This window comes from Salipaludibacillus sp. HK11 (genome assembly GCF_047795645.1).
Classification (GTDB): domain Bacteria; phylum Bacillota; class Bacilli; order Bacillales; family Salisediminibacteriaceae; genus Salipaludibacillus.
On record NZ_CP181045.1, the window covers coordinates 4,573,144 to 4,596,193 of the forward strand.

Annotated in this window: 21 protein-coding genes and 1 riboswitch; of the genes, 16 read left to right on the plus strand and 5 right to left on the minus strand. The window is 40.4% G+C overall.

Going from position 1 to position 23,050, the window contains the following annotated elements; genetic code table 11:
• The first annotated feature begins 3 nt into the window (after positions 1-3).
• The 10 genes from ACM26V_RS21635 to ACM26V_RS21680 all read left to right on the plus strand — a co-directional run bounded on the left by ACM26V_RS21635 (position 4) and on the right by ACM26V_RS21680 (position 7,739).
• Positions 4-1,476: an adenosylcobinamide amidohydrolase gene (locus ACM26V_RS21635; protein WP_416148839.1), complete on the plus strand. Its 1,473-nt coding sequence runs from the start codon at positions 4-6 to the stop codon at positions 1,474-1,476.
• The gene (gene cbiB, locus ACM26V_RS21640) at positions 1,473-2,441 is read left to right on the plus strand and encodes an adenosylcobinamide-phosphate synthase CbiB (RefSeq protein ID WP_416148840.1); all 969 of its coding nucleotides are present in this window, start codon (positions 1,473-1,475) and stop codon (positions 2,439-2,441) included. Before ACM26V_RS21635 ends, cbiB begins: the two co-directional genes overlap by 4 nt.
• A gap of 15 nt (positions 2,442-2,456) precedes the next feature.
• Positions 2,457-3,548, plus strand: coding sequence for a threonine-phosphate decarboxylase CobD (cobD, locus tag ACM26V_RS21645; protein ID WP_416148841.1), 1,092 nt, complete (start codon positions 2,457-2,459; stop codon positions 3,546-3,548).
• Positions 3,545-4,138 carry a bifunctional adenosylcobinamide kinase/adenosylcobinamide-phosphate guanylyltransferase gene (locus ACM26V_RS21650; RefSeq protein ID WP_416148842.1) on the plus strand — a complete coding sequence of 198 codons (594 nt, stop codon included), beginning with the start codon at positions 3,545-3,547 and terminating at the stop codon, positions 4,136-4,138. The genes cobD and ACM26V_RS21650 overlap by 4 nt, the downstream gene beginning before the upstream one ends.
• Positions 4,135-4,899 (plus strand): adenosylcobinamide-GDP ribazoletransferase, encoded by a 765-nt coding sequence (gene cobS, locus ACM26V_RS21655; protein ID WP_416148843.1) that lies wholly within the window; start codon positions 4,135-4,137, stop codon positions 4,897-4,899. Before ACM26V_RS21650 ends, cobS begins: the two co-directional genes overlap by 4 nt.
• Positions 4,851-5,492, plus strand: a complete 642-nt coding sequence (locus ACM26V_RS21660; protein WP_416148844.1) for a histidine phosphatase family protein — start codon at positions 4,851-4,853, stop codon at positions 5,490-5,492. Before cobS ends, ACM26V_RS21660 begins: the two co-directional genes overlap by 49 nt.
• Positions 5,444-6,217 (plus strand): histidine phosphatase family protein, encoded by a 774-nt coding sequence (locus ACM26V_RS21665; protein WP_416148845.1) that lies wholly within the window; start codon positions 5,444-5,446, stop codon positions 6,215-6,217. Before ACM26V_RS21660 ends, ACM26V_RS21665 begins: the two co-directional genes overlap by 49 nt.
• Positions 6,169-6,615: a bifunctional adenosylcobinamide kinase/adenosylcobinamide-phosphate guanylyltransferase gene (locus tag ACM26V_RS21670; RefSeq protein ID WP_416148846.1), complete on the plus strand. Its 447-nt coding sequence runs from the start codon at positions 6,169-6,171 to the stop codon at positions 6,613-6,615. Before ACM26V_RS21665 ends, ACM26V_RS21670 begins: the two co-directional genes overlap by 49 nt.
• 338 nt (positions 6,616-6,953) lie before the next feature.
• The gene (locus ACM26V_RS21675) at positions 6,954-7,289 is read left to right on the plus strand and encodes a hypothetical protein (protein WP_416148847.1); all 336 of its coding nucleotides are present in this window, start codon (positions 6,954-6,956) and stop codon (positions 7,287-7,289) included.
• 225 nt (positions 7,290-7,514) lie between these two features.
• A complete protein-coding gene (locus ACM26V_RS21680) occupies positions 7,515-7,739 on the plus strand; it encodes a hypothetical protein (protein ID WP_416148848.1) in 225 nt (74 codons plus the stop codon).
• A gap of 37 nt (positions 7,740-7,776) precedes the next feature.
• Here the strand turns inward: ACM26V_RS21680 and ACM26V_RS21685 are convergent, their stop codons facing one another.
• Complete coding sequence (locus tag ACM26V_RS21685; RefSeq protein ID WP_416151943.1) at positions 7,777-8,718, minus strand: nuclease-related domain-containing protein; 942 nt, start codon at positions 8,716-8,718, stop codon at positions 7,777-7,779.
• Positions 8,719-9,110: 392 nt separating this feature from the next.
• Here ACM26V_RS21685 and ACM26V_RS21690 point away from each other — a divergent pair, with 392 nt between their 5' ends.
• From ACM26V_RS21690 to ade, 5 genes are all read left to right on the plus strand, one after another.
• On the plus strand, positions 9,111-10,304 hold the full coding sequence (locus ACM26V_RS21690) for a PLP-dependent aminotransferase family protein (protein WP_416148849.1): 1,194 nt from the start codon (positions 9,111-9,113) through the stop codon (positions 10,302-10,304).
• Positions 10,305-10,536: 232 nt separating this feature from the next.
• Entirely contained in the window at positions 10,537-11,541 is a 1,005-nt protein-coding gene (locus tag ACM26V_RS21695; RefSeq protein WP_416148850.1) for a DoxX family membrane protein, read from the plus strand.
• Positions 11,542-11,743: 202 nt separating this feature from the next.
• Positions 11,744-13,480: an ABC transporter ATP-binding protein gene (locus ACM26V_RS21700; RefSeq protein ID WP_416148851.1), complete on the plus strand. Its 1,737-nt coding sequence runs from the start codon at positions 11,744-11,746 to the stop codon at positions 13,478-13,480.
• Positions 13,470-15,311, plus strand: coding sequence for an ABC transporter ATP-binding protein (locus ACM26V_RS21705; protein ID WP_416148852.1), 1,842 nt, complete (start codon positions 13,470-13,472; stop codon positions 15,309-15,311). Before ACM26V_RS21700 ends, ACM26V_RS21705 begins: the two co-directional genes overlap by 11 nt.
• A 148-nt stretch (positions 15,312-15,459) precedes the next feature.
• Positions 15,460-17,202 (plus strand): adenine deaminase, encoded by a 1,743-nt coding sequence (gene ade, locus ACM26V_RS21710; RefSeq protein ID WP_416148853.1) that lies wholly within the window; start codon positions 15,460-15,462, stop codon positions 17,200-17,202.
• A gap of 114 nt (positions 17,203-17,316) precedes the next feature.
• Here the strand turns inward: ade and thiE are convergent, their stop codons facing one another.
• The 4 genes from thiE to recQ form a co-directional block, all read right to left on the minus strand.
• Positions 17,317-17,976 carry a thiamine phosphate synthase gene (gene thiE, locus ACM26V_RS21715; protein WP_416148854.1) on the minus strand — a complete coding sequence of 220 codons (660 nt, stop codon included), beginning with the start codon at positions 17,974-17,976 and terminating at the stop codon, positions 17,317-17,319.
• Entirely contained in the window at positions 17,970-18,809 is an 840-nt protein-coding gene (gene thiD / locus ACM26V_RS21720) for a bifunctional hydroxymethylpyrimidine kinase/phosphomethylpyrimidine kinase (RefSeq protein ID WP_416148855.1), read from the minus strand. Before thiD ends, thiE begins: the two co-directional genes overlap by 7 nt.
• A 2-nt stretch (positions 18,810-18,811) precedes the next feature.
• Positions 18,812-19,627 carry a hydroxyethylthiazole kinase gene (gene thiM / locus ACM26V_RS21725; RefSeq protein WP_416148856.1) on the minus strand — a complete coding sequence of 272 codons (816 nt, stop codon included), beginning with the start codon at positions 19,625-19,627 and terminating at the stop codon, positions 18,812-18,814.
• A 94-nt stretch (positions 19,628-19,721) separates the two neighbouring features.
• Positions 19,722-19,822: riboswitch (TPP riboswitch) on the minus strand.
• 113 nt (positions 19,823-19,935) lie between these two features.
• The gene (recQ, locus tag ACM26V_RS21730) at positions 19,936-22,095 is read right to left on the minus strand and encodes a DNA helicase RecQ (protein WP_416148857.1); all 2,160 of its coding nucleotides are present in this window, start codon (positions 22,093-22,095) and stop codon (positions 19,936-19,938) included.
• A 334-nt stretch (positions 22,096-22,429) separates the two neighbouring features.
• Here recQ and ACM26V_RS21735 point away from each other — a divergent pair, with 334 nt between their 5' ends.
• Positions 22,430-23,038: an alpha/beta hydrolase gene (locus tag ACM26V_RS21735; RefSeq protein WP_416148858.1), complete on the plus strand. Its 609-nt coding sequence runs from the start codon at positions 22,430-22,432 to the stop codon at positions 23,036-23,038.
• The last annotated feature ends 12 nt before the right edge of the window (positions 23,039-23,050 follow it).

Here is a 23,050-nt window from a genome sequence, read left to right on the forward strand (position 1 = left end):
GGTATGATCCATGTCAAGAATCTCGTAGGCGGCTATTCAGAAGAACCTATTATTGACGGAGTTGACTTCGACATTGTTAAAGGTGAATTCTTTGGACTGCTTGGTCCAAATGGCAGTGGAAAAACGACGCTGTTTAAATTGATAACAGGTGGTCTACCTATCAAACAAGGAGAAATTACAATTGACGGTCAACTGCTATCCAAATTGTCTCACCTTGAAAAAGCGAGAAAAGTGGCAGTTTTGGCTCAAGAAGCGCAAGTTTCCTTTGATTTTACCGTAGAAGAAATTGTTAGTCTTGGTCGTTATGCGTTTCAAAAAGGTGTGCTCAAGACGATTTCGAAAGCTGATAGAGAAATCATTGATGAGGTGATGGAACTAGCTAATGTAGATCATTATAGGAATAAACAATTTCGACTACTTAGTGGCGGTGAAAAACAAAGAGTTCTGCTTGCCAAAGCATTGGCTCAGCAACCGAAAGTTCTTTTATTAGATGAACCGACAAATCATTTGGACGTGAAGCATTCTTTCTACATGCTTGATTTGTTGAAAAAATGGCAAAAAGAGCATGGGTTAACGATATTTGCAATCTTGCATGATTTGAACGTTGCGGCACTTTATACCGACAGAGTTGCCTTGCTTCATGAAGGGAAGTTTCAAAGAGTTGGTGGTGTCGATATTTTACGGAATGAACAGCTTCTACAAGATGTTTATGAAGTGAAAGTAAAGGCGCAATCTCACCCGTATGTTCCAAAACCACAGTTATTAATGACTCCTTACGATGATGTAGAACAGGTGCCAACTGATTTGAAAAATTCCTTTCGATTGGAACAAAATGAAGGGTTTATTCATCTGGAATTTGAGCAACCTTTACGAACGATTTCAAATAGTGTTGTCGGTGAAGGGATCCAATGGTTAAAGCATTTTTGTAATTTCCATGTGAATAAAAATTATGATGGCGGTGATCCCATCGATGATATGGAAAGTTGGATGAATAATTGGGGAATCCCTACTGAAATGTCAGCGGGGATGATGACTGCTGTTCAACTTGAAGATATGGAATTACATACTAAGAATCAGCAAAACATGCAAATTGTTGTGATGGTAACCGCGGGAGTTGGAAATGCAGTGGATATTACTAATACTAAAATGGACGAAAGAATTAGCCAAATCGGAACAATTAATACAATGGTATTTATTGATGCTCATCTAACAGATGGTGCACTTGTCAATGCTTGCATGTCAGCGACGGAAGCGAAGACGAAGGCGTTACATGATTTAGGTGTAATCGATCCATTCACAGAGACACAAGCGACAGGAACATCAACAGATAGCTTGTTAATTGGAGCGACGCAAATAGGAGAGAAAACGCCGTATGCAGGTTCAGGAACAGCTGTTGGAAAAGCGATTGGAGCAGCTGTTTACGAGGCAACAATGAAAGCCACGAGCAAATCTAAGGCAAGGTTAGATAAGTTATGATGGAATTTTTTATAGATACGAGAGTGATGATTATTGTGGCAGCTATTATATTGGATTTGCTCATCGGCGATCCGAAATGGTTGCCTCATCCTGTGATTGGCTTTGGTAAGCTAATTACTTTTATGGAAAAGAAGTTAAATCGAGGTTCTAGCCGTCAAAAAAAACGGCAAGGTGTATTATTATTGACTGTCGTTGTTGGTATCGCGTTTGCGAGTACATTTGCTATTATTTATTTTTTATATCAGCTTCATATGATTGCTGGGGTATTAGTGGAAGTATATTTGATTTCCTCAACGATCGCGGTCAAAGGGTTGCGACAAGCAGCGCTGCAAGTAGCAGTTCCATTAGCGCAGGGTAATTTATTTGAAGCAAGACGACAGTTGAGTATGATTGTCGGCAGAGACACGGAAAACCTTGGAGAGAGTGAGCTTGTCCGTGGTACAGTTGAAACAGTAGCTGAAAATACAGTGGACGGGATTACCGCTCCACTATTTTGGGCGTTTATTGGTGGGGCACCATTTGCGATGGCCTATCGCGCAATCAATACGTTAGATTCCATGGTAGGATACAAAAACGAACGATATGTTGATTTCGGGTGGAGCTCTGCAAGGATAGATGACGTTGTAAATTGGATTCCAGCTAAATTTACTTCAATAACACTATGGCTAGGGGCATTTTTTGTTCGGGGGACGAATAAGAGAAAGGCATGGCAAATAACTTTGCGTGATGCTAGCAAACATCCGAGTCCAAATAGTGGCTGGTCAGAAGCGATGGTCGCTGGACTGATGGGAATTCAATTAGGTGGAAGAAATTATTATCAAGGAGAGGTTTCCCACCGTGCTGAAATGGGAAATTCAGAGAACCCATTATCATGTATCCATATTAATCAATCGATACGGTTAATGCATGGAGGATGGTTCGTATTTTTTATGATTTTAGCTTTGCTATGGATTATATTTAATTAGGAAGGGGTTAGTGAAATGGGAATAGAGTGGCCAAGTCATGGAGGACAACCTGCCATGGTTAAAAAGCAGTTTCATATACATAATAACGTGATCGATTTCAGTGCAAACATCCATCCCTTTGGTCCTCCTAATTGGATGAAACAAGTGTTAAACGATAGTTACGATCGAATGAGTCACTATCCAGATCCTAGCTATCCTGATGCAACGAATGCATTGGCAAAGTTTTGTCAAGTTGACAAGGATGAAGTACTGGTTACAAACGGTGGAGCAGAAGCGATCTTTTTAACTGCAAAGTATTTTGAGGGGGGAAATGCGCTGATCATCCAGCCAACTTTTTCCGAGTACGAGCGAGCTTGTCAGCATTATCACCTCGATGTCCAACATGTTTATTTAGATAAAGCAGATGCATTGCGACTTCCGTTAGATGAAATAATTGATCAACTATCTTGGGCAGATGTGGTGTATCTTTGTCGTCCAAATAATCCAACAGGAACTGTCGTAAAAGAAACGGAAATACGTTTGATATTAGATGCTGCAAAGAAAACTGGTACGTATCTTGTCGTTGATGAAGCGTTCGTTGACTTTTTAGATGAGGATGAAGATTGTAGTGATTTGGTGAGCGTGATGCAAGAATATCATCAGCTTATTCTACTAAGATCGATGACGAAAATGTTTGCTGTTCCAGGGCTTCGCGTCGGCTATATGTTGGCGAATAAAGAGATTATTAAAGTGGCAAAACAGGCGCAAATCCCTTGGAGTGTCAATGCAATTGCAGGTGCAATCATTCCTCTGATGCTAGAAGATCAAGCTTTTGTTGCCAAGTCTCGTCGGTTTTTTCATGCGGAATTAATCCGTCTTAGAGAGCGTCTAGAGGGGATGAATTATTATATGTCACCTTCTTCTGCTAATTTTTATCTATTACGAGATAATGAGAATCCTAATGCGACAAGTGATTTATTTGAATTTCTTTTGCATCACGGTATATTAGCTCGTCATACCGATAATTTCAAACAACTGGACGGAGATTACCTTCGTTTTGCAATTCGATCTGAATCAGAAAACGATTTGCTGTTAGATGCGCTTTCTGCATGGAGACGGCAGCGATGATTGTATTTGTATCAGGTGCTGCAAGGTCTGGGAAAAGCCGTTTTGCAGAAGAAAAAGCGTTAGAAATTTATCGGGAACAGAAATCTGCGACTGCGGAATTAGTTTATGTTGCTACTTCACGGAAAACGGATCATGAAATGATTGAACGGATTCGTTTCCATCAGGAGGACCGGTCTGAAAGTTGGCAGACGATAGAAGAACCGTTCGACTTAACATCTGTTCCATTAAAAACAGGGATGGGTGATGTGGTTTTAGTTGATTGCCTGACGATTTGGTTGAGCAACATGCTGTATCAAACGGATCCACACAGCTATTTATTCTCTGCGACTATGAAGGGAGAATCGAATCAATCATACTACTTAATCAACTTAATCGATCGCTTTATCGATTTAGCGAAAGTGAAACAGCAGACATTAATATTCGTCACCAATGATCTAAATGAAGGAGAACAAACTCTTGTGGATGCGATGGTCAGCGAATACATATACGTATTGGAAAAAATTCATCAACATATCGTTGATCGAGCCGATTCAGCAGTACAGGTAATTGCTGGAATCCCAATCGATTGGAAAGGGGAAAAGTCGTTGTGAAAGAAGTATTATACGGATTTTTATTAGCGGTGCAATTTCTTACAAGACTTCCCGTTCCTATCGAATGTCCATGGAGTCTGAAGACGAGCCGGTGGGCTATACGGTTTTATCCGCTTATTGGTATGTTATTAGGTGCGATCCTACTAGGCGTTGGTGTGCTGTTTGCTCCTTATGTTCCGACTGAATTATTGGCACTTGTGCTGATTAGTCTTTGGGTATGGCTATCGGGGGGCCTTCACTTAGATGGTCTGATGGATGTAGCGGATGCAGTTGGTTCCAATGCCCCTCTGAAGAAGAAATGGGAGATCATGAAGGACCCTCATGTAGGTAGCTTTGGAGTCATTGCTCTCTTCTTTTTGCTCGTTTGGAAAGTAGTGTTTATTTATTTGTTATTGGATGCTTTTTCAACAGATCATCTTTTTGCTTTTATCGTTGTTCTAGGGTTGGCTAGATTTGCAGGTGTTGCCTTGCTCGTATTTTTACCTGCAGCAAAGAAACAAGGTCTCGCTTGGCATTGGAAACAGAATATTGGTAGCGTTGATGTCATTTGCGGATTGATTCCGATTGCAGTCGTAATGTTTTTTGTACCAGAATACCTCGTGATTTTTCCTATATTCCTGTTGTCTGTTGTAATTTATGGGGGATGGGTGGTGAGAACATTTAAAGGCGTCAATGGCGATTTGATTGGAACGGCGATCGAAGGAGGGGAACTATGGGCACTTATGCTTGTCTGGATTTATATCTCATTCGTCACGGGATAACGAAATGGAACCAAGAGAAGCGGTATTTGGGGCATACAGATGAACCCGTTGTAGCTGAAAGACTTGAAGACTTATTTGTGTTAAAAAAAGAATTGAATGAGCTACAATTTGATGAAATATGCACGAGTGATCTTCGGCGTTGCGGAGAGACGTTAGCGTTCCTACTTCCTAATAAACAGTATGTAATTGATGAACGTTTACGAGAATTTCATTTCGGTGATTGGGAAGGAAAGACATATGATGATTTAAAGGCCGTAGATGTCTATCGACAGTGGCTAGATGATTGGAAAGGTTTGGGAGTGCCGAACGGAGAATCTTGGAAGGATTTTATAGGTCGAGTCGAGCAGTGGAAAGATGAGCTATTTGCTGGCGTTGAAGCGGCAAAAGAAGACGTGAATCATCGGACTGTACTTGCTGTTACACATGGTGGAGTGATTAGATACCTCCTTTCCACACTGGAGCGATCGCAGTCTTTTTGGGATTGGAAAATCACTCACGGTGAGGGCGTTCATGTTAGATTCACATATGAAGAGGAGAGATGGAAATGCAACTCGTTATCGGTGGTGCCTTCGCAGGAAAAAGAAAAATCGTAAAAGATCAATTTGATGATGTTGGTTTGAGCTGGCTGTCTAGCTACGACGGCGAAACATTGGATAGTTGGAGAGATTTCTGGAATGGACAAAATACTTTTCTAGTTGTTGAAGGTTGGGAGAATTGGTTGCGCGAGGATTTACGCTCCATGGCGAAGTCAGAGCCTCTCACCGATATTCGTGAAAAATATCGTCTGATGTTTAGAGATTTTATAGAAGAAGAGTCTCGCAAAAACAAACAAGTTGATGAAATATGCACGAGTGATCTTCGGCGTTGCGGAGAGACGTTAGCGTTCCTACTTCCTAATAAACAGTATGTAATTGATGAACGTTTACGAGAATTTCATTTCGGTGATTGGGAAGGAAAGACATATGATGATTTAAAGGCCGTAGATGTCTATCGACAGTGGCTAGATGATTGGAAAGGTTTGGGAGTGCCGAACGGAGAATCTTGGAAGGATTTTATAGGTCGAGTCGAGCAGTGGAAAGATGAGCTATTTGCTGGCGTTGAAGCGGCAAAAGAAGACGTGAATCATCGGACTGTACTTGCTGTTACACATGGTGGAGTGATTAGATACCTCCTTTCCACACTGGAGCGATCGCAGTCTTTTTGGGATTGGAAAATCACTCACGGTGAGGGCGTTCATGTTAGATTCACATATGAAGAGGAGAGATGGAAATGCAACTCGTTATCGGTGGTGCCTTCGCAGGAAAAAGAAAAATCGTAAAAGATCAATTTGATGATGTTGGTTTGAGCTGGCTGTCTAGCTACGACGGCGAAACATTGGATAGTTGGAGAGATTTCTGGAATGGACAAAATACTTTTCTAGTTGTTGAAGGTTGGGAGAATTGGTTGCGCGAGGATTTACGCTCCATGGCGAAGTCAGAGCCTCTCACCGATATTCGTGAAAAATATCGTCTGATGTTTAGAGATTTTATAGAAGAAGAGTCTCGCAAAAACAAACAAGTTATTTTGATCATGCTAGAGATGGGCAAAGGCATCGTTCCAATAGCAGCAGAAGACCGTCTTCTGCGAGATTTGGCAGGATGGATTCAGCAAGATGCGGCTGCTTTATCAGACGAAGTAGTTTACGTATGGCACGGACTTTCGCGGCGGATGAAGTAGTGTGGGTGTGGATTCAATCCGAACGAAGCGCGATGCAAGGGAGTAGAGCGCGAACCGAGGAGATTTGATCCGAACGAAGCGAGATGCAAGGGAGTAGAGCGCAAAACGAGGAGATTGGAGCCGAACGAAGCGCGATGCAAGGGAGTAGAGCGCAAAACAAGTAGATTGGAGCCGAACGAAGCGCTACGCAAGGAAGTAGAGCGCGAACCGAGAAGATTCAATCCGAACGAAGCGAGATGCAAGGGAGTAGAGCGCGAAACAAGGAAATTCGATCCGAACGAAGCGTGACGCAAGGGAGTAGAGCGCGAAACGAGGAGATTTGATCCGAACGAAGCGAGATGCAAGGGAGTAGAGCGCAAAACGAGGAGATTGGAGCCGAACGAAGCGCAATGAAAGGGAGTAGAGCGCGAAACAAGGAAATTCGATCCGAACGAAGCGCAACGAAAGGAAGTAGAGCGCGAAACAAGGAAATTCGTTCCGAACGAAGCGTGACGCAAGGGAGTAGAGCGCGAACCGAGAAGATTCGATCCGAACGAAGCGCAACGAAAGGAAGTAGAGCGCGAAACAAGGAAATTCGATCCGAACGAAGCGTGACGAAAGGGGATAGAGCGCGAAACAAGGAAATTCGATCCGAACGAAGCGTGACGAAAGGGAGTAGAGCGCAAAACAAGTAGATTGGATCCGAACGAAGCGCAACGAAAGGAAGTAGAGCGCGAAACAAGGAAATTCGATCCGAACGAAGCGTGACGAAAGGGGATAGAGCGCGAAACAAGGAAATTCGATCCGAACGAAGCGTGACGAAAGGGAGTAGAGCGCAAAACAAGTAGATTGGAGCCGAACGAAGCGCAACGAAAGGAAGTAGAGCGCGAAACAAGGAAATTCGATCCGAACGAAGCGCGATGAAAGGGAGTAGAGCGCGAACCGAGAAGATTCAATCCGAACGAAGCGTTACGCAAGGAAGTAGAGCGCGAACCGAGGAGATTGGAGCCGAACGAAGCGCAATGAAAGGGAGTAGAGCGCGAAACAAGGAAATTCGATCCGAACGAAGCGTGACGAAAGGGGATAGAGCGCGAAACAAGGAAATTCGATCCGAACGAAGCGCAACGAAAGGGAGTAGAGAGTAAAACGGAAAGATTTGGACTAAACGAAGCTAGCATTCTCTTATTCTTTAGGGAAAGAGCGCTGTTTAATATAATTGGTATTCCAAGTTTGCCCTGTTGGCTTATAATAGAGAGAAAAAACTTTCTGAATTAATTTCTTAGAAGGCATTTGTCCACACCAATCAAATATATCTTTTGTAGTTAAGGTTTTATTTGGAAAAAGTAACTCAAAAGCTTTTAAACTTCGAATCACCCCATCTTGTGCAAACTCAGAGTAAGTGCATCGAGAGCAAATAAATTTTACACGGTTACTTTTCCCCATCCTAGAAAGACAACCAGGGCAAAAAATTCCCTTTTTAAGCTGATCATACTCAAATTCTGGAATTCTCATATAAGGTGATTTGTCTAAACGTTTAGACAGTAACTGATGCCCAATATTGATTTTTTGTTTGCTAACAATCTGGGATTGGTGATTGATTTTTTCTAGGAAGCTTGGCAATTGACTTGGAAGAATCATAATTGTGTTTCGAGGGGCATTAAACAAAGTGAATTGAGGATTTGGAAAGATGATATAACACTTTAAGTCGAGGATATTAACTCTCATCGATTGCAATACTTGCCTAAATAAAGTTGCGGCACGTTCTATTTGCAGGTGGGGATTTTGAACTTCATACCCCGAAGAAGCGTACCACTTGTCTTTTTCAATATAATATTCCCCTTGAAAATTTTTCACTTCAAAAAGGTAAGTCGCAGTGGCGGTAAAATAGAGCGTATCGATTTGAAAAAAGCTTCGATTTGATTCTAAATTCAAGTCTGGCAAAAGCAGAGAATTAATTGATAATTGACCCAACATGTCATCAAAAAGTTGTTCGCCTTCATATCCTCTCACTAGAGATTCAAAATGTCTTTCAAATGTTTCTGAAAAATCGATGCGTGGTTTTAGAGAGCGAAGGGTTTGTAATTCAAAAGGTTCGGAACGTTTATACAAAAGCATGAATATCATTCCATTCAAAGGGATTGCTCTGCTGCTATGTAAAGCAATAAATGAGGTGGTTAAAGTACTTCGAATAAATCGAGGAAGAGATCGTAGTGAGAACTGTTTCGCAACAGAGCGTTTGTTCTGAATTAATCATATAAAATTCATTTTCAAAAAACAAGAGAACATACAAAGATTTTTAACGAACTAATGTTCGTGCATTGTTAGTAAGTTCATTTGCCTCAAATAGTCCAAATATATGCATCAACACCATCATTTATCTAGTTACAGTCCCTCTTAAAATTGTTCACTCAATCTCAAATTTCACAGCAAAAACCCAAGTGAATATGTTATGATATTTATTGTCTGATTTTTCATACTAATTTAGTATTATATCATTACAAAGGATGGGGAATTTCGTGAAATATGGTTTTGCACAACGAGTTCGTTACATGCGATCTTCGGCTGTTAGAGATATTTTAAAAGTTGTAAATAAAGAAGATGTAATTTCATTTGCCGGGGGACTCCCGGATGAGGATCTTTTTCCAGTTGAAGCTGTACGTCAGGCATTCGATAAAGCACTGACATCTGGAAATAAAACGCTACAATATGCGGAAACAGAAGGCGTGACGGAGCTCCGTCAGATTTTAGCTACACGAATGCTGAGAAAGGGAATCGATCGAAAAGCGGAAGATATTTTAGTGACTTCCGGTTCTCAGCAAGCGATAGATCTGTTTTCAAGGATTATGTTCAACCCTGGTGATATTGTGTTAACAGAGAATCCAACATATCTTGCTGCCTTGCAAGTGTTTAATTCTTATGAGGTCAATATCGTACCAGTGAAATCGGATAATGACGGAATGCTTCAAGATGACCTTGAGGACAAAATCTGGAGATTAAAGCCAAAGTGTATTTATGTTGTTCCGACATACTCTAACCCAGACGGAAAAGTGTGGTCACTCGAGCGACGAAAACATTTACTTGCATTAGCTAAAAAATACCATGTCGTTATTTTCGAAGATGATCCATATGGTGACCTTCAATTTGATGCTGCCGAGAAAGTTCCGCCACTTGCTTCGATGGATGACAATGAATTTGTGCTTTACACGAGTACATTTTCTAAAACAGTCGTTCCGGCGTTGAGAACAGGGTGGATTGTCGGGCCTCATCAAATTATCAGGTTGATGGCTCAGGCAAAGCAAGCGACAGATTTACACACGAACTCATTATCGCAACATGCGTTGATTCATTTAGTGAATGATTTTGATATCGATGGTCATATACAAACATTGATCTCTGCTTATAGAGAAAGAATGCATGTGATGAAAGGAATTCTTGACAGTGTTGAAAATAAAGGTGTAAGTTATGTGGAACCGCGCGGAGGAATGTTTTTGTGGGTGACGATGCCTCAACATGTTAACGCAACAAAGTTGCTTAAGACTGCTGTCGATAATGGTGTCGCTTATGTTCCAGGTGTACCATTCTATGTGAAAAAACCAAATCAACATACGCTTCGCTTAAACTTTACTAATGCAAAACCAGACTTAATAAAATTAGGCATGGAGCGGCTTGTTTCAGTCATTAATGAAGTGGATTCTGACGAAAATAATTAAGTTAAATCCTTGTGAATATGGGTTAATAATAAAACAAGCGATCGATTGATGAAAAGAGCGCTCATATATTTTGAGCGTTTTTTTAACTTTTTCCCGCAATCCGAATGTGTTTCCATTATTCAACAACAATAAGAATTGGGTTATAATAGCTGAAGAGAGTAATCCTAAAGACAAGAAAGTTACGATAATTGTCTAGTCGGAGAAATACATAAAAGAAGGAGATGTTCGACCGTTGAAATCGTTTATCATTAAATTTACCTTATTGTTAATGGGGTTATTATTTGTTCCAACCATTATTGCTCATGCACACGTGAAATGGTTTACTGAAGTTGAACCAGAGAGAGCACCAATCGAACAAATAATTAGCCCAATGTTTATCTCATTAGCGATTGTGACAGCAGGAATCATCGCTGTTTTACCACAGATCATGCCAAAAATCATGGCATATAAACCGTTTTTAAAAGTGGAAAAACGCTTAGCTGAATTTAGGCCTTATACGTTCCCAATTATAAAATACGGTGCAGCTATCGCAATCATCATTCAAATTCTTACAGGCGGACTTTTCGCACCAGAGTTGATGGCCCCATCTGACATTTGGGCTATTGCACCTTGGGTTGCTGTTGTCTTGTTATTAATCCCGCATAAGATTGCCTCTAGAGGAGCGGGAGTGCTTCTGTTGCTCTTGTTTGGAATCACAACATGGGAGTATGGGCTCTTTCATATGCTTGACTATGCTTTTTATCTTGCTGTAATTTTTGTATTACTTTTTCAAAGCACAAAGCTTCAGCCTTGGAGTTTTCCTGTTTTATACTTGGCAACTGGACTTTCCCTTTGTTGGGTAGCAGTAGAAAAACTCGTTTATCCAACGATGGCAACAGATGTAATCATAAATCACGGTGTTCCAACGTTTGGATTTAACCCAGAAACGTTTGTCATATTAACTGCCTATATTGAATTTGTTGTAGGTTATCTACTGGTTGTCGGACTGCTAAATCGCTTATTGGCACTCGTGTTAACATTAATTTTCATATCGACGACAATGTTATTTGGTATGACAGAAATCATCGGGCATTTTATGATTCATATCATTCTCATTACGTTTATTATCGAAGGAGTTTCGTTTTATGAGCCACCGATCAACATGCACCGATCTCCTTGGGAAAAAATCGTGTTTATCTTTTTAAACTTTTTGTTTGTCTTAGCAACAATTTTATTGATCTATTACCGATTTGCATAAAATTACCTGGAATGAACTATCAACAGCGACAGGCTTTTGCTTGTCGCTGTTCAACTATATTTAAGCGTTTTCAAATTATCAACTCGTATACCAACCGTTTTTCTTAAAAATATGATAGAGTGATAAACAGAATTGTTAAATTATGTCGAGAATAGAGAACAAATGAATCTATCAGTGATTCAAATGAAGAGGACGAAGTTAAATGAAAAATACTATATTTTCTTTTTTAGGCCCTTATCGCCTGGCGGTAACCGTGGCATTAACTTTAACAATCGTCGAGTTATCAGTTGAACTCGTACAACCGTTATTGATGTCGAAAATTATAGATGATGGTATCATGCAAGAAGATTTATCGGTTGTGATGTTATGGGGAGGAGTAATGATTGGATTATCATTACTAGTTTTCGCTGCCGGAGTAACGAATTCTTTTTACGCTGCACATGTAAGTCAAAATGCCGGCTTTGACATGAGAAGTAAGTTATTCGAGAAAGTTCAGGCGTTTGCATTTTCAAATTTTAGCCAATTTCCGACGTCTACGCTGATGACGCGGATGACCAACGATGTCAATCTCATTCAGAATACGATATTTATGAGTTTAAGAATCATGTTACGAGCACCGCTTCTCGTTTTTGGATCGGTTATTATGGCCTTACTTGTCAATGTCCAACTTGCTCTTATTTTGATTGTGACAATTCCAATTCTTGTCGTTTTCTTAGTGTTGATTATGCAAAAAGCTGGAGGTCTGTTTAAAGCTGTACAGTCGCGTGTGGATACAGTAAACAATGTAGTTCAGGAGAACTTAACTGCGATTCGGTTAATTAAATCATTTATTCGTCGTAAATATGAATCAAGTCGTTTTACGATTGCTTCAAATGAACTTCGTACCAAAACAGTGAAGGCGCTGCGATTAATCGAAACGACGATGCCAGTTATTCTGCTCGTAATGAATGGAAGTATTATTGCCGTTTTATGGTTCGGGAGTTTTGGTGTGAATACTGGTGGAGCGACCGTCGGGGAAGTAGTTGCGATTATTAACTATGTGACCCGTATGACGGGAGCATTATCGATTTTTTCAATGATTATCATGATGTTTTCGCGAGCACGCGCTTCATCTGAACGAATAATGGATGTGTTAGATGCAGAAGTAGATTTAAACGATGCAGATGACGAACCAAATATGCCTACGGTTACGCAAGGACAAATTGAGTTTGATCACGTATCGTTTCGCTATCCTGATACAGAGAGGTTTGTATTAGACGATGTTTCATTTCAAGTCAAACCTGGCGAAAATGTCGCCGTGTTAGGCGCGACAGGTTCTGGGAAAACGTCGATGTTTCAACTTATACCTCGTCTTTATGATATTGATAGTGGAACGATTAGGATCGATGGACACGATATACGAAAAATGAAGTTAAAGCATTTACGGCGACAGATTGGATATGTCCCTCAAGAAGCGATGTTATTTACCGGTTCGATTGAAGAGAACCTTCTGTGGGGGAAGGAAGATGCTTCAAAAGAGGAGATTAATCAATCCTTAAAGGACGCACAAATACATGGCACAATTGTTGAACTTCCACATGGTTCGGAAACAATAATTGGCCAAAGAGGTGTGAACTTATCTGGGGGGCAGAAGCAGCGTCTTTCGATTGCAAGAGCACTTATTCGCAAACCAAAAATTCTACTTTTTGATGACAGTACAAGTGCATTAGATGTAAAAACAGAGAAGAAACTATTTCAAGCATTAAAGAACTACTCGTGTACAACGATCATGATCACGCAAAAGATGAGCACGACGATGAATGCAGATCAAATCCTATTAATGGAAGAGGGTAGGATCGTCGCCAGTGGAACACATGATGAATTAATGCAAACCTCACTTCTTTACCAGAAAATATTCGATTCTCAGTTCGGAAAGGAGGAGGTTACTGATGTTAGATAAGTTATTTGACCCGTTTAAGCATGATAAAATCCCGAAAGAAGACACGGAGTACAACAAACAAATCAATGAGGGGCCGACGAGCAAAAGAGCTCAAGACTGGAAAGGGACACTGAAACGAATTTGGAACTACTTATCAGAAAGTAAAGGTCGGTTATATCTCGTTTTATTAATGATCTTTTTAAGCTCCTTCTTTGCTTTATTAGGCCCATTTATTGTTGGACTTTCGATTGATGAGTTTATCGTTGACCAGGATACATCTGCGCTTATTTGGGTATTACTTGGATTAGGAGTTATTTATCTTCTTCATTCGATATCCGTATTCTTACAGCATTTTTGGATGATTCGGATTGCACAAAAAACAGTGTTTACGATGCGAACGCAGTTATTTAACCATCTTCATAAACTTCCAATTCCGTTTTTTGACAAACGGAGGCATGGAGATTTAATGAGTAGGTTGACGAATGATATGGAGAACGTAAGTAATACGTTAAATAGTTCTGTCATACAGATTTTTGCTAGTATATTGACATTAGTTGGGACAATCTCAGTTATGCTTTACTTAAGTCCATTATTGACATTAATAACATTAACAATCGTGCCCTTAATGGTTATTGGGATGAAATGGATTACAAATCGAACGGGGAAACTATTTAAGGCTCAGCAGAAAAATTTAGGTGAACTGAATGGATATATCCAAGAATCTATGTCTGGGCAACGAATCATCAAAACTTTTTCACAAGAAGAAAAAGTGATGGATGGTTTTGACCAGCGAAATAAAGAATTGAAACTAGCTGGATTTTGGGCGCAAACGATTTCTGGATTTATTCCTAAATTGATGAACATGCTTAATAACTTAAGTTTTGCGATTATTGCGGGTGTCGGTGGTATCTTTGTCCTAAACGGGGCGATCTCGATTGGTGTGATTGTGATATTTGCAGAGTATGCGAGACAGTTTACACGACCATTGAATGATTTAGCGAATCAATTTAATACATTACTCTCTGCAATTGCTGGTGCTGAACGTGTCTTTTCAATTATGGATGAGCAAGATGAAATCAGTGATGAAATCGAGATGGATGAGTTAGAGAACGTAAGAGGAGAGGTGACATTTGATGATGTATCCTTCTCCTATGAGCAAGAAGGAAAAACGGTACATGACATTTCATTTCATGCTTCTGTAGGAGAGTCCATCGCTTTTGTCGGCCCAACCGGTGCCGGAAAAACAACAATGATTAGCTTGTTATCAAGATTCTACGATCCAGATCAAGGTGTGATTGCGGTTGATGGGATCGATACGTCGACGGTTAAGAGAGAATCATTACGAAAGCATATGGCTTTTGTGCTCCAGGATTCCTTCCTTTTTCAAGGAACGATACGAGAAAATATCCGCTATGGTCGATTAAATGCTACTGACGATGAAGTTGAGCAAGCGGCGAAAATGGCTAATGCCCATTCTTTTATTGATTTTATGCCAAATCAGTATGATACAGAGATTGATGCTGAAGGTGGCGGTATTAGTCAGGGGCAGAAACAATTACTTTCCATTGCTCGTGCATTATTAGCAGATCCGGCTATTCTCGTTTTGGATGAGGCAACAAGTAGCATCGATACAGTCACCGAATTGAAAATTCAAGAGGCCTTACAGCGATTAATGAAAGGGAGAACGAGCTTTGTCGTAGCCCATCGATTAAATACGATTCAACAAGCAGATAAAATACTTGTTTTACAAGAAGGAAAATTGATTGAGCAGGGATCTCATCAAGAGCTTTTATCTCAAGATGGCTTTTATGCAGATTTGTATTTCAGTCAATTAAAGCGAGAAGTTGGATAATAAACTCAGTGAAGTAACCTGACAATTTACAGGAAACGAATAGACGTCTGACGAGTAACTCGTTATAATAGAATTACTTTACAACTAGTAACTCCAAGGTTCACTGTCCTTGGAGTTTTTTCGAACAAAGATAAATGGAGGCGATAAGATGAATGAAAAAACGAAATTATCGGAACGTATACAAGTTTCGAATAAACTGCTTCCAGCTGATGTAGTTATAAAAAATGGAAAAATAGTCAACGTTTTTACGATGGAGATAGAGAATGGTGATGTAGCGATATATGACGGAATGATTGTCGGTATAGGAGAGTACTCGGGAACGACAGAAGTAGATGCAACAGGGAAATTCATTGTACCAGGCTTGATTGATGGGCATGTTCACATTGAATCTTCGATGGTGCCACCTAGTCATTTCTCTCACGTCGTTGTGCCACATGGTGTCACAACGATCGTGACAGATCCACACGAAATTGCAAACGTATCAGGAGAAGCGGGCATTCAATTTATGTTGGATGACTCAGATGGAATCGCACTAGATGCGTTGTTCATGCTACCTTCGTGCGTGCCGGCAACACCATTTGAAAATTCGGGTGCTAAGTTAGCGGCAGAAAGTTTGGCTCCTTTTTATGTGCATAATCGAGTATTAGGTTTAGCGGAAGTGATGGATTACCCTTCTACTGCTCAGGCAGATGAAGGAATGATAAATAAATTATATGATGCCAGGAAACGAGGGCGTGTCATCGATGGTCATGGAGCTGGATTAGATGCTCATGCGATGAACATTTACGGAACAGCTGGGATCACAACGGACCATGAGAGTACAACATTAGAAGAGGCAAGGGAACGATTAAGAAAAGGATTGTATGTGTTGATTCGTGAAGGGTCCGGAGCGAAAGATTTAGAAGCGCTGATCCCACTCGTTAATGAAAAAAATGCAAGAAGGTTTCTCTTTTGTACAGACGACAAACATTTAGACGAGCTAATTGAGCATGGCAGTATTGATGAAAACATTCGGTTAGCGATTCAACAGGGATTGGACCCGATCTTGGCGATACAGCTTGCTACTTTGAATGCTGCAGAGTGTTATCGGTTAAAAACAAAGGGAGCGATAGCACCAGGATACGAAGCGGATATTTTGCTTGTAGATGACTTAACTACTTTCTCAATAACAGATGTATATAAGGATGGTGAATTAGTCGCACAAAATGGAAAGATGCTGATGGAAGAAGAATCCGTAGTAACGCCTGATGAGCATTTGTTAAATACAATTCATCTCCCGAAAGTGACGAAAGAGAGCTTGGAAATCACTGTTTCGGGAACGGGGAAAGTTCATGCGATTAAGCTGATACCAAACAGTCTTGTAACGGAAAAAGTCATCGTCGAGCCTGCCCAAGATCGTGGCGTATTTATCGCAAGCGAGACAAATGACTTGATGAAAATGGCAGTCATTGAGCGTCACCATTACACAGGAAATATCGGTTTGGGGTTTATTCAAGGACTCGGTTTTTCAGAAGGGGCTATTGCGTTAACCGTCGCCCATGACTCACACAATTTAGTTACAGCGGGTACTAATGATGAAGACATGCTTAAAGCAATAGAAGAAGTAGCGAAAATACGTGGAGGTATGGTGCTAGTGAAAGCGGGCGAAGTGGTTGCGAGTTTGCAACTAAACATTGCTGGTCTTATGTCTTCAGGAATTACCAACGATGCATATAAAGGGATGAAGCAATTAGACGAAGGGCTGAAAAAGCTAGGATTTGAAGGTGATTTTAACCCCTTTTCCGCGTTATCATTCATGTGCTTACCAGTTATTCCAGAATTAAAATTAACCGATCTAGGTTACTTTGATGGCATTGCTGGGGAACATATCCCGTTGGAAGTCAAATTATAGCTGGCGACGTAATGGTTCATCTTCTTTGCTGAAGATGAGCCATTTTTGGCATTTTAGGGGTGGCTATGCACAAAAAACCTAACAGATATTTTGTTAGGCTTTTTAATGATTTAGTTAAAGGTCTTCTAGTTCCAACCTAAACTGTTCAGCAGCATGCTTTGCTGAAGTCGCCGAAGCGATCGCAGAAATAACTGAAACACCGTCAGCCCCAGCCTGTGCGATCCCTCTAGTACGGTGAATATCAATGCCACCAATCGCAACGATTGGAATAGTAATCCCCTCTTCACGCATTGCAGAAATCATCTCTGGTCCACATGCCTCTTCAGCATCTGCCTTGGAATTGGTTGGGTACATGGGACCTACTCCAATATAATCAGCCCCATCTTTGACGGCCTGCTTTGCTTCAGCAATTGTATGAGCTGAAATACCAAGGATCTTATTATCGCCTATTTTCTCCCTTACGAAAGGCCCGTTTGCGTCAGTTTGTCCGACATGAACGCCATCAGCTCCAATTTCCAATGCTAATTCAACATCATCATTTATAATGAAAGGAATCTGATTAGCTTGACAAATCTGTTTCAATTTAAGAGCCATCTCCCGTTTGGACCGGCCTGTTAGCGATGCGTCCCCTTTTTCTCGGAATTGGAAAAGAGTGATCCCACCAGAAATAGCTTCGGATAACACTTCTGGTAGCGGTTTGTTAACATTATTTGTTCCACTTATGAAGTAGAGCTTCAGCGCGTTTTTTATAAAAAGATTATTTCGATCTACCATTCTGTTTCTACCTTCATTTCATTTAGAGATTCTTGGTAAATACGATGAGCAGCATGGTAGGTGGACCCTGGACCTTTTCCTAGAGAATAACCGTGTTCAATCGCTATATGAATAAATCGCTTTGCTTCACGGACAGCTTGTTTCAATGGAAGTCCTTTTGCCAAATTGGCAGCAATTGCTGCGGAATACGTGCACCCTGTTCCGTGAGTATGTTCTGTTTTGATAAATGGAACAGAAAAAAAGTGAAAATTTTGTCCGTCATAAAAGATATCAACAATGTTTTCAGCAGTGTCATCTTCGCTGTGCCCACCTTTGAGTAAAACGGATTGAGCACCCATGTTGAACATTTCCTTCACAGCTTTTTTTCTTTCGTCTAAAGTCGTAAGCGGCATATTTGTGATCTCTTTTGCTTCAGGAATATTTGGTGTAATAATTGTCGCTTTTGGAATTAAATTATTAATTAACGCGTCCATAGCTTCTGGATGTAATAATTTGGCGCCTGAAGTTGATACCATAACAGGGTCAACAACAAGTGATGACCACTTATATTCAATCGCTTTATCTACGACGATATTAATTCGTTCCTTATCAAACAACATTCCTGTTTTTACCGCATCAGCACCGATATCTTCCATTACTGAAGTGATTTGTTGTGCAACACCCTTTGGATCAACGGGATAAACTCCTTGAACTCCAACGCTATTTTGAGCCGTAATTGCAGTGATCGCGGACATTCCAAACACGTTTAATTCTTGAAATGTTTTTATATCTGCTTGAATACCAGCACCGCCTCCGCTGTCAGAACCGGCAATTGTTAATACTTTTGGTGTCATAGTCATTTTCCCTCCATGATGGACTTGTTGAAGTTAGCCCAATGATCGATTTGTCCAGAAGTTAATTGGTATAGGGCATCGATAAAGTGGACTTGGAAATGACCAGGTCCCATATTGGGTTCTTTTTCAGCCGCAACCTGAGCGCTAATGCCATAAAATGCGACTGCGCAAGTGACTGCCTCCAATAGATCATCGTGAACAGAGATGAAAGCTCCGACAACGGAACTTAATAAACAACCTGCTCCTGTTATTTTTGATTGGAGAAAATGACCGTTGTCGACGGTATAGACTCTGTCACCGTCAGTAATAACATCTGATTCGCCGGTCAAAGCGACGATTGTACCCCATGTTTTCGCAACTTCTTTAGCAATTGCAACGGTGTCATTCATCTTGGCGGTAGAGTCGACGCCACGCATTTCAACAGAATGATCAATCAAATTGGCAATCTCCCCACCGTTTCCGCGAATAACTGCGATGTTTAATTCGGTTAGTAATTTTTTAGCAGATTCGGTCCTAAATGGCGTGGCACCAACTCCAACGGGATCAAGTACAATTGGCGTACTTGCTAGATTTGCAGCTTTTCCGGCTAAGAGCATCGCTTCTACTTCTTGCTTCGTAAGTGTTCCTATGTTCAAAACTAATGCCTGTGCAACCTTTGCCATATTCTCAACTTCTTCTTTGGCATAAGCCATAACAGGGCTAGCTCCAATCGCGTAAAGTCCATTTGCTGTAAAGTTAGTAACAACGACATTCGTAATATTGTGTATGAGCGGTGAGGTGTCTTGAATTTTCGTTCGTAACGTGTGAATCGGTAGCATAATCGTCTTCCTTTCTGAAAAAAAGTGAGATTTTAGAAAATAAAAAAGCGCTGCTCCAAATGGAACCGCGCTGATTTGACCTACTAGATCAATTTATCGCTGTGTTCCACTTTCCTCCGCTGGTACCATCCAGATCAGGTTCAAAGGGATCAAGCAAAGCTTTGTCTCAGCCAATTGGCACCCCTAGTGGTTAACTATTTACTTATTTCTTATTTTCATTTTATCACAAATAAAACGGTAAATCATGGAGAACGCATGGTAGGTAGCGAATTATCAGTAGGAAGGAGCTGCCGTATAGGCTTTCCTGTCTATCCCTTGACTAAGTAATCATTAACAAACACGCGAATCGTAAAGTAATCAATTTCTTCTGAGAGAGCTTCTTTGATTGGTTTCATACCATTTTCAAGTCCGATTTGATCTACTACTTCCTTTATTTGAGCTATATGCTCTGGTTTGACTAGGCGATCGAAATCGACGGCAATTCCATCGTCTGCCGCTTGGAGAAGGTGACTTTGAATCGTTGTGTATTTCACATTGCGAGCTGCACAGATTTGTTCGATGGTGTAACCTTCATTAAATAATTCGATTGTTTTCAAAAAGCTAGGAGTCTTATCTTTTTTGTTGCCAATTCCGTCAGTTTGCTTTTGTTCGTAATTTTTTAAACGACTTGGTAAGTCGAACGATTTCTTTTCATCTGGATTTGCATGCAAAAATTCTGCAATAGCTTGCAAAAAGTGTTCGCCATACGAATCTACTTTCATTTGACCGACACCTTTTACTTCCAGTAAATCTTCTTTCGTTTCAGGAAGCTTTGCGCATAAATCATTTAGAGTCTGATCTGAAAAGACCATGTATGGTGCAACTTGATGCTGTTTTGCTAAGGAAGTACGAAGCCCTCGTAGCGTCTCAAAAAGAGGGTGTTGTTTGGCAAGGACCGTCGTCTGTTTCGCTTGTTTCTTTTCGACTTTGATTTCGCCTTTTAACACCGGGATAGTATTTTCAGTAAGCTGTAAGACTGGGTAATTTCCACCACTCATTTTTAAAAATTGAGAGGCAACGAGGTAATCGATAAACTGACTAACCTCTTTTTGTGTGCGATCTTTCAACAATCCGTATGTAGATAATTTAGTGAAAGAGAAATCTTTCATCTTTTTATTCGCGGAGCCTACGAGAACTTGAGCTACCATTGTTTTACCAAAACGCTCGTTCATCCGTTTAATACAAGAGAAAACCATCTGTGCTTCTTTTGTGACGTCTACCGTGTTTCGGTTGTCGACACATTCTGAACAACGTCCACAAGGTTTGATATCACTGTCACTAAAATATTCGAGGATATAAGCTTGCAAACAATTTTCTGTATGGCAGTAATTGACAATGGCTTGAAGTTTAGTATATTCATTTTCTTTTCGGTCGTCTGCCATTGTTGATTGATCGATGAGAAATTGTTGGATGCGAATATCTTGAGGTGTAAACAAGAGGATACATTCACTGTCTTCACCATCACGGCCTGCACGACCTGCTTCTTGATAATAACTTTCGATGTTCCTTGGCATTTGTGCATGTATGACGAAGCGAACGTTGGATTTGTTAATCCCCATACCAAAGGCGTTTGTTGCCACCATGACTTGCGTTTCATCATAAACGAATGACTCTTGCATCTGTCGGCGTTCGTCTGTTGTTAATCCCCCATGATATTTGCCAACGGAGATTCCCAAGCGTGTCAATTTTTCATGGAGACGTTCGACTTCTTTTCTAGTGGCAGCATAGATGATGCCTGAATAACGATTATTTCGTTTCATATAATCTTTAATGTATTTGTCACGATCCATCCCCTTAACGACATGAAATGAAAGATTTTCTCTTGCAAATCCCGTTTGAACAACGTTTTTTGGTGAAATAGATAAAGCTTGGCATATGTCTTCTGTGACCTCTGGCGTAGCCGTCGCTGTTAGGGCTAAGACTGCTGGTTGACCAGGCAGTTGCTGGATCAGACTTGGAATTTTCAGATAGCTAGGTCGGAAATCATGACCCCATTGGGATAAGCAATGAGCTTCGTCAACAGCGATTAATGAAATAGGTAAAGATTGAAGCATTTGTAAAAATCCAGCTGATTCTAATCTCTCGGGAGCGACATAAACAAGCTTGTGAATTCCATGGCGGATTCCATCAATTCTTTCACGAACTTCTTCGTGATGGAGCGAGCTATTAATAAATGTCGAGTCAATCCCAACTTCTTGAAGCTCATCGACTTGATCTTTCATTAGTGAAATGAGCGGAGAGACGACAAGTGTGACTCCAGAGAAAAGTAGTGAAGGGATTTGATAACAAATTGATTTTCCTCCACCAGTAGGCATGACACCCATTGTATTTTGATGATCAAAGACTTTTTCAAGTATATCCTTTTGACCTTTGCGAAAATCATCGTAGCCAAAGTGTTCTTTTAATTTTTCTTCTGCTTGATTCAGCATGGTTTTCCTCCGTAGATAGAGATTATATTCTATATTTTAAATAAAGGCTCAGTTATTCTATTATATGGAATTTTTTTGCTTTTTAACGATTTGCACTTACTTAAGTGTACAGGATTTGTTTAAGTGAATACTAGGGGATAATCGTGAAAAATTTTATTTTAAGTTGTTAATAAAGACGCTGTTAAAGCAGGTGATTGATTTAGGTAGTTTTTTTTAAGTAAAAAGCAAATGTTTTGAAAAAAGCTAGGGGAGGTATTATAATGATAGTACTTACTTTTTGAAAGTGGAGAAATGATATTGCAAGTGTACCGATACTTAAAAGGAGCGTGACAAAATGAAACATATTTTTAAACAAGGGAAACAGGGGAACGATCATACATTATTATTACTTCATGGCACAGGTGGAGACGAAAATGATTTGCTTCCTATCGCTGAGATGATTGATCCAGAGGCATCTGTATTAAGCGTGCGAGGAAATGTTGATGAGAATGGAATGAATCGCTTTTTCAGACGACTAGGAGAAGGGATTTTTGACGAGGAAGATTTGATTTTTCGAACGAAGGAACTACACGAGTTTATTGATGAAGCAGCTAAAGAACATGGATTTGATAGAAATAACATGACTGCAATAGGTTACTCAAATGGCGCTAATATTGCTGCAAGTCTGCTTTATCATTTCGAAAAGCCGTTGAATGATGCGATCCTTCTGCATCCTATGGTTCCGCGTAGAGGAATTGACTTGCCTGAGATGACAGGATTCCCTGTCTTTATTGGGGCGGGTGCGAATGACCCAATTTGTTCTCCTGAAGAAACGGATGAGCTTGAGAAAACATTAAGCGCAGCCGGTGCATTAGTAGAAGTTTTCTGGGCAAACCAAGGACATCAACTTACAAGAGAAGAAGTTGATAACGCAAAAGCTTGGTATGATAACAACACAAAATAAGGGGAGGAACGG

Coding starts and splice junctions, on each gene's coding strand:
- ACM26V_RS21680 (WP_416148848.1), top strand. CDS start 7,515: ATGAAAGGGAGTAGAGCGCGAACCGAGAAGATTCAATCCGAACGAAGC.
- ACM26V_RS21670 (WP_416148846.1), top strand. CDS start 6,169: ATGCAACTCGTTATCGGTGGTGCCTTCGCAGGAAAAAGAAAAATCGTA.
- ade (WP_416148853.1), top strand. CDS start 15,460: ATGAATGAAAAAACGAAATTATCGGAACGTATACAAGTTTCGAATAAA.
- cobD (WP_416148841.1), top strand. CDS start 2,457: ATGGGAATAGAGTGGCCAAGTCATGGAGGACAACCTGCCATGGTTAAA.
- ACM26V_RS21735 (WP_416148858.1), top strand. CDS start 22,430: ATGAAACATATTTTTAAACAAGGGAAACAGGGGAACGATCATACATTA.
- recQ (WP_416148857.1), bottom strand. CDS start 22,095: ATGCTGAATCAAGCAGAAGAAAAATTAAAAGAACACTTTGGCTACGAT.
- thiE (WP_416148854.1), bottom strand. CDS start 17,976: ATGGTAGATCGAAATAATCTTTTTATAAAAAACGCGCTGAAGCTCTAC.
- ACM26V_RS21635 (WP_416148839.1), top strand. CDS start 4: ATGATCCATGTCAAGAATCTCGTAGGCGGCTATTCAGAAGAACCTATT.
- ACM26V_RS21685 (WP_416151943.1), bottom strand. CDS start 8,718: ATGATATTCATGCTTTTGTATAAACGTTCCGAACCTTTTGAATTACAA.
- ACM26V_RS21650 (WP_416148842.1), top strand. CDS start 3,545: ATGATTGTATTTGTATCAGGTGCTGCAAGGTCTGGGAAAAGCCGTTTT.
- thiD (WP_416148855.1), bottom strand. CDS start 18,809: ATGACACCAAAAGTATTAACAATTGCCGGTTCTGACAGCGGAGGCGGT.
- ACM26V_RS21700 (WP_416148851.1), top strand. CDS start 11,744: ATGAAAAATACTATATTTTCTTTTTTAGGCCCTTATCGCCTGGCGGTA.
- thiM (WP_416148856.1), bottom strand. CDS start 19,627: ATGCTACCGATTCACACGTTACGAACGAAAATTCAAGACACCTCACCG.
- cbiB (WP_416148840.1), top strand. CDS start 1,473: ATGATGGAATTTTTTATAGATACGAGAGTGATGATTATTGTGGCAGCT.
- ACM26V_RS21705 (WP_416148852.1), top strand. CDS start 13,470: ATGTTAGATAAGTTATTTGACCCGTTTAAGCATGATAAAATCCCGAAA.
- ACM26V_RS21660 (WP_416148844.1), top strand. CDS start 4,851: ATGGGCACTTATGCTTGTCTGGATTTATATCTCATTCGTCACGGGATA.
- ACM26V_RS21665 (WP_416148845.1), top strand. CDS start 5,444: ATGCAACTCGTTATCGGTGGTGCCTTCGCAGGAAAAAGAAAAATCGTA.
- ACM26V_RS21675 (WP_416148847.1), top strand. CDS start 6,954: ATGCAAGGGAGTAGAGCGCAAAACGAGGAGATTGGAGCCGAACGAAGC.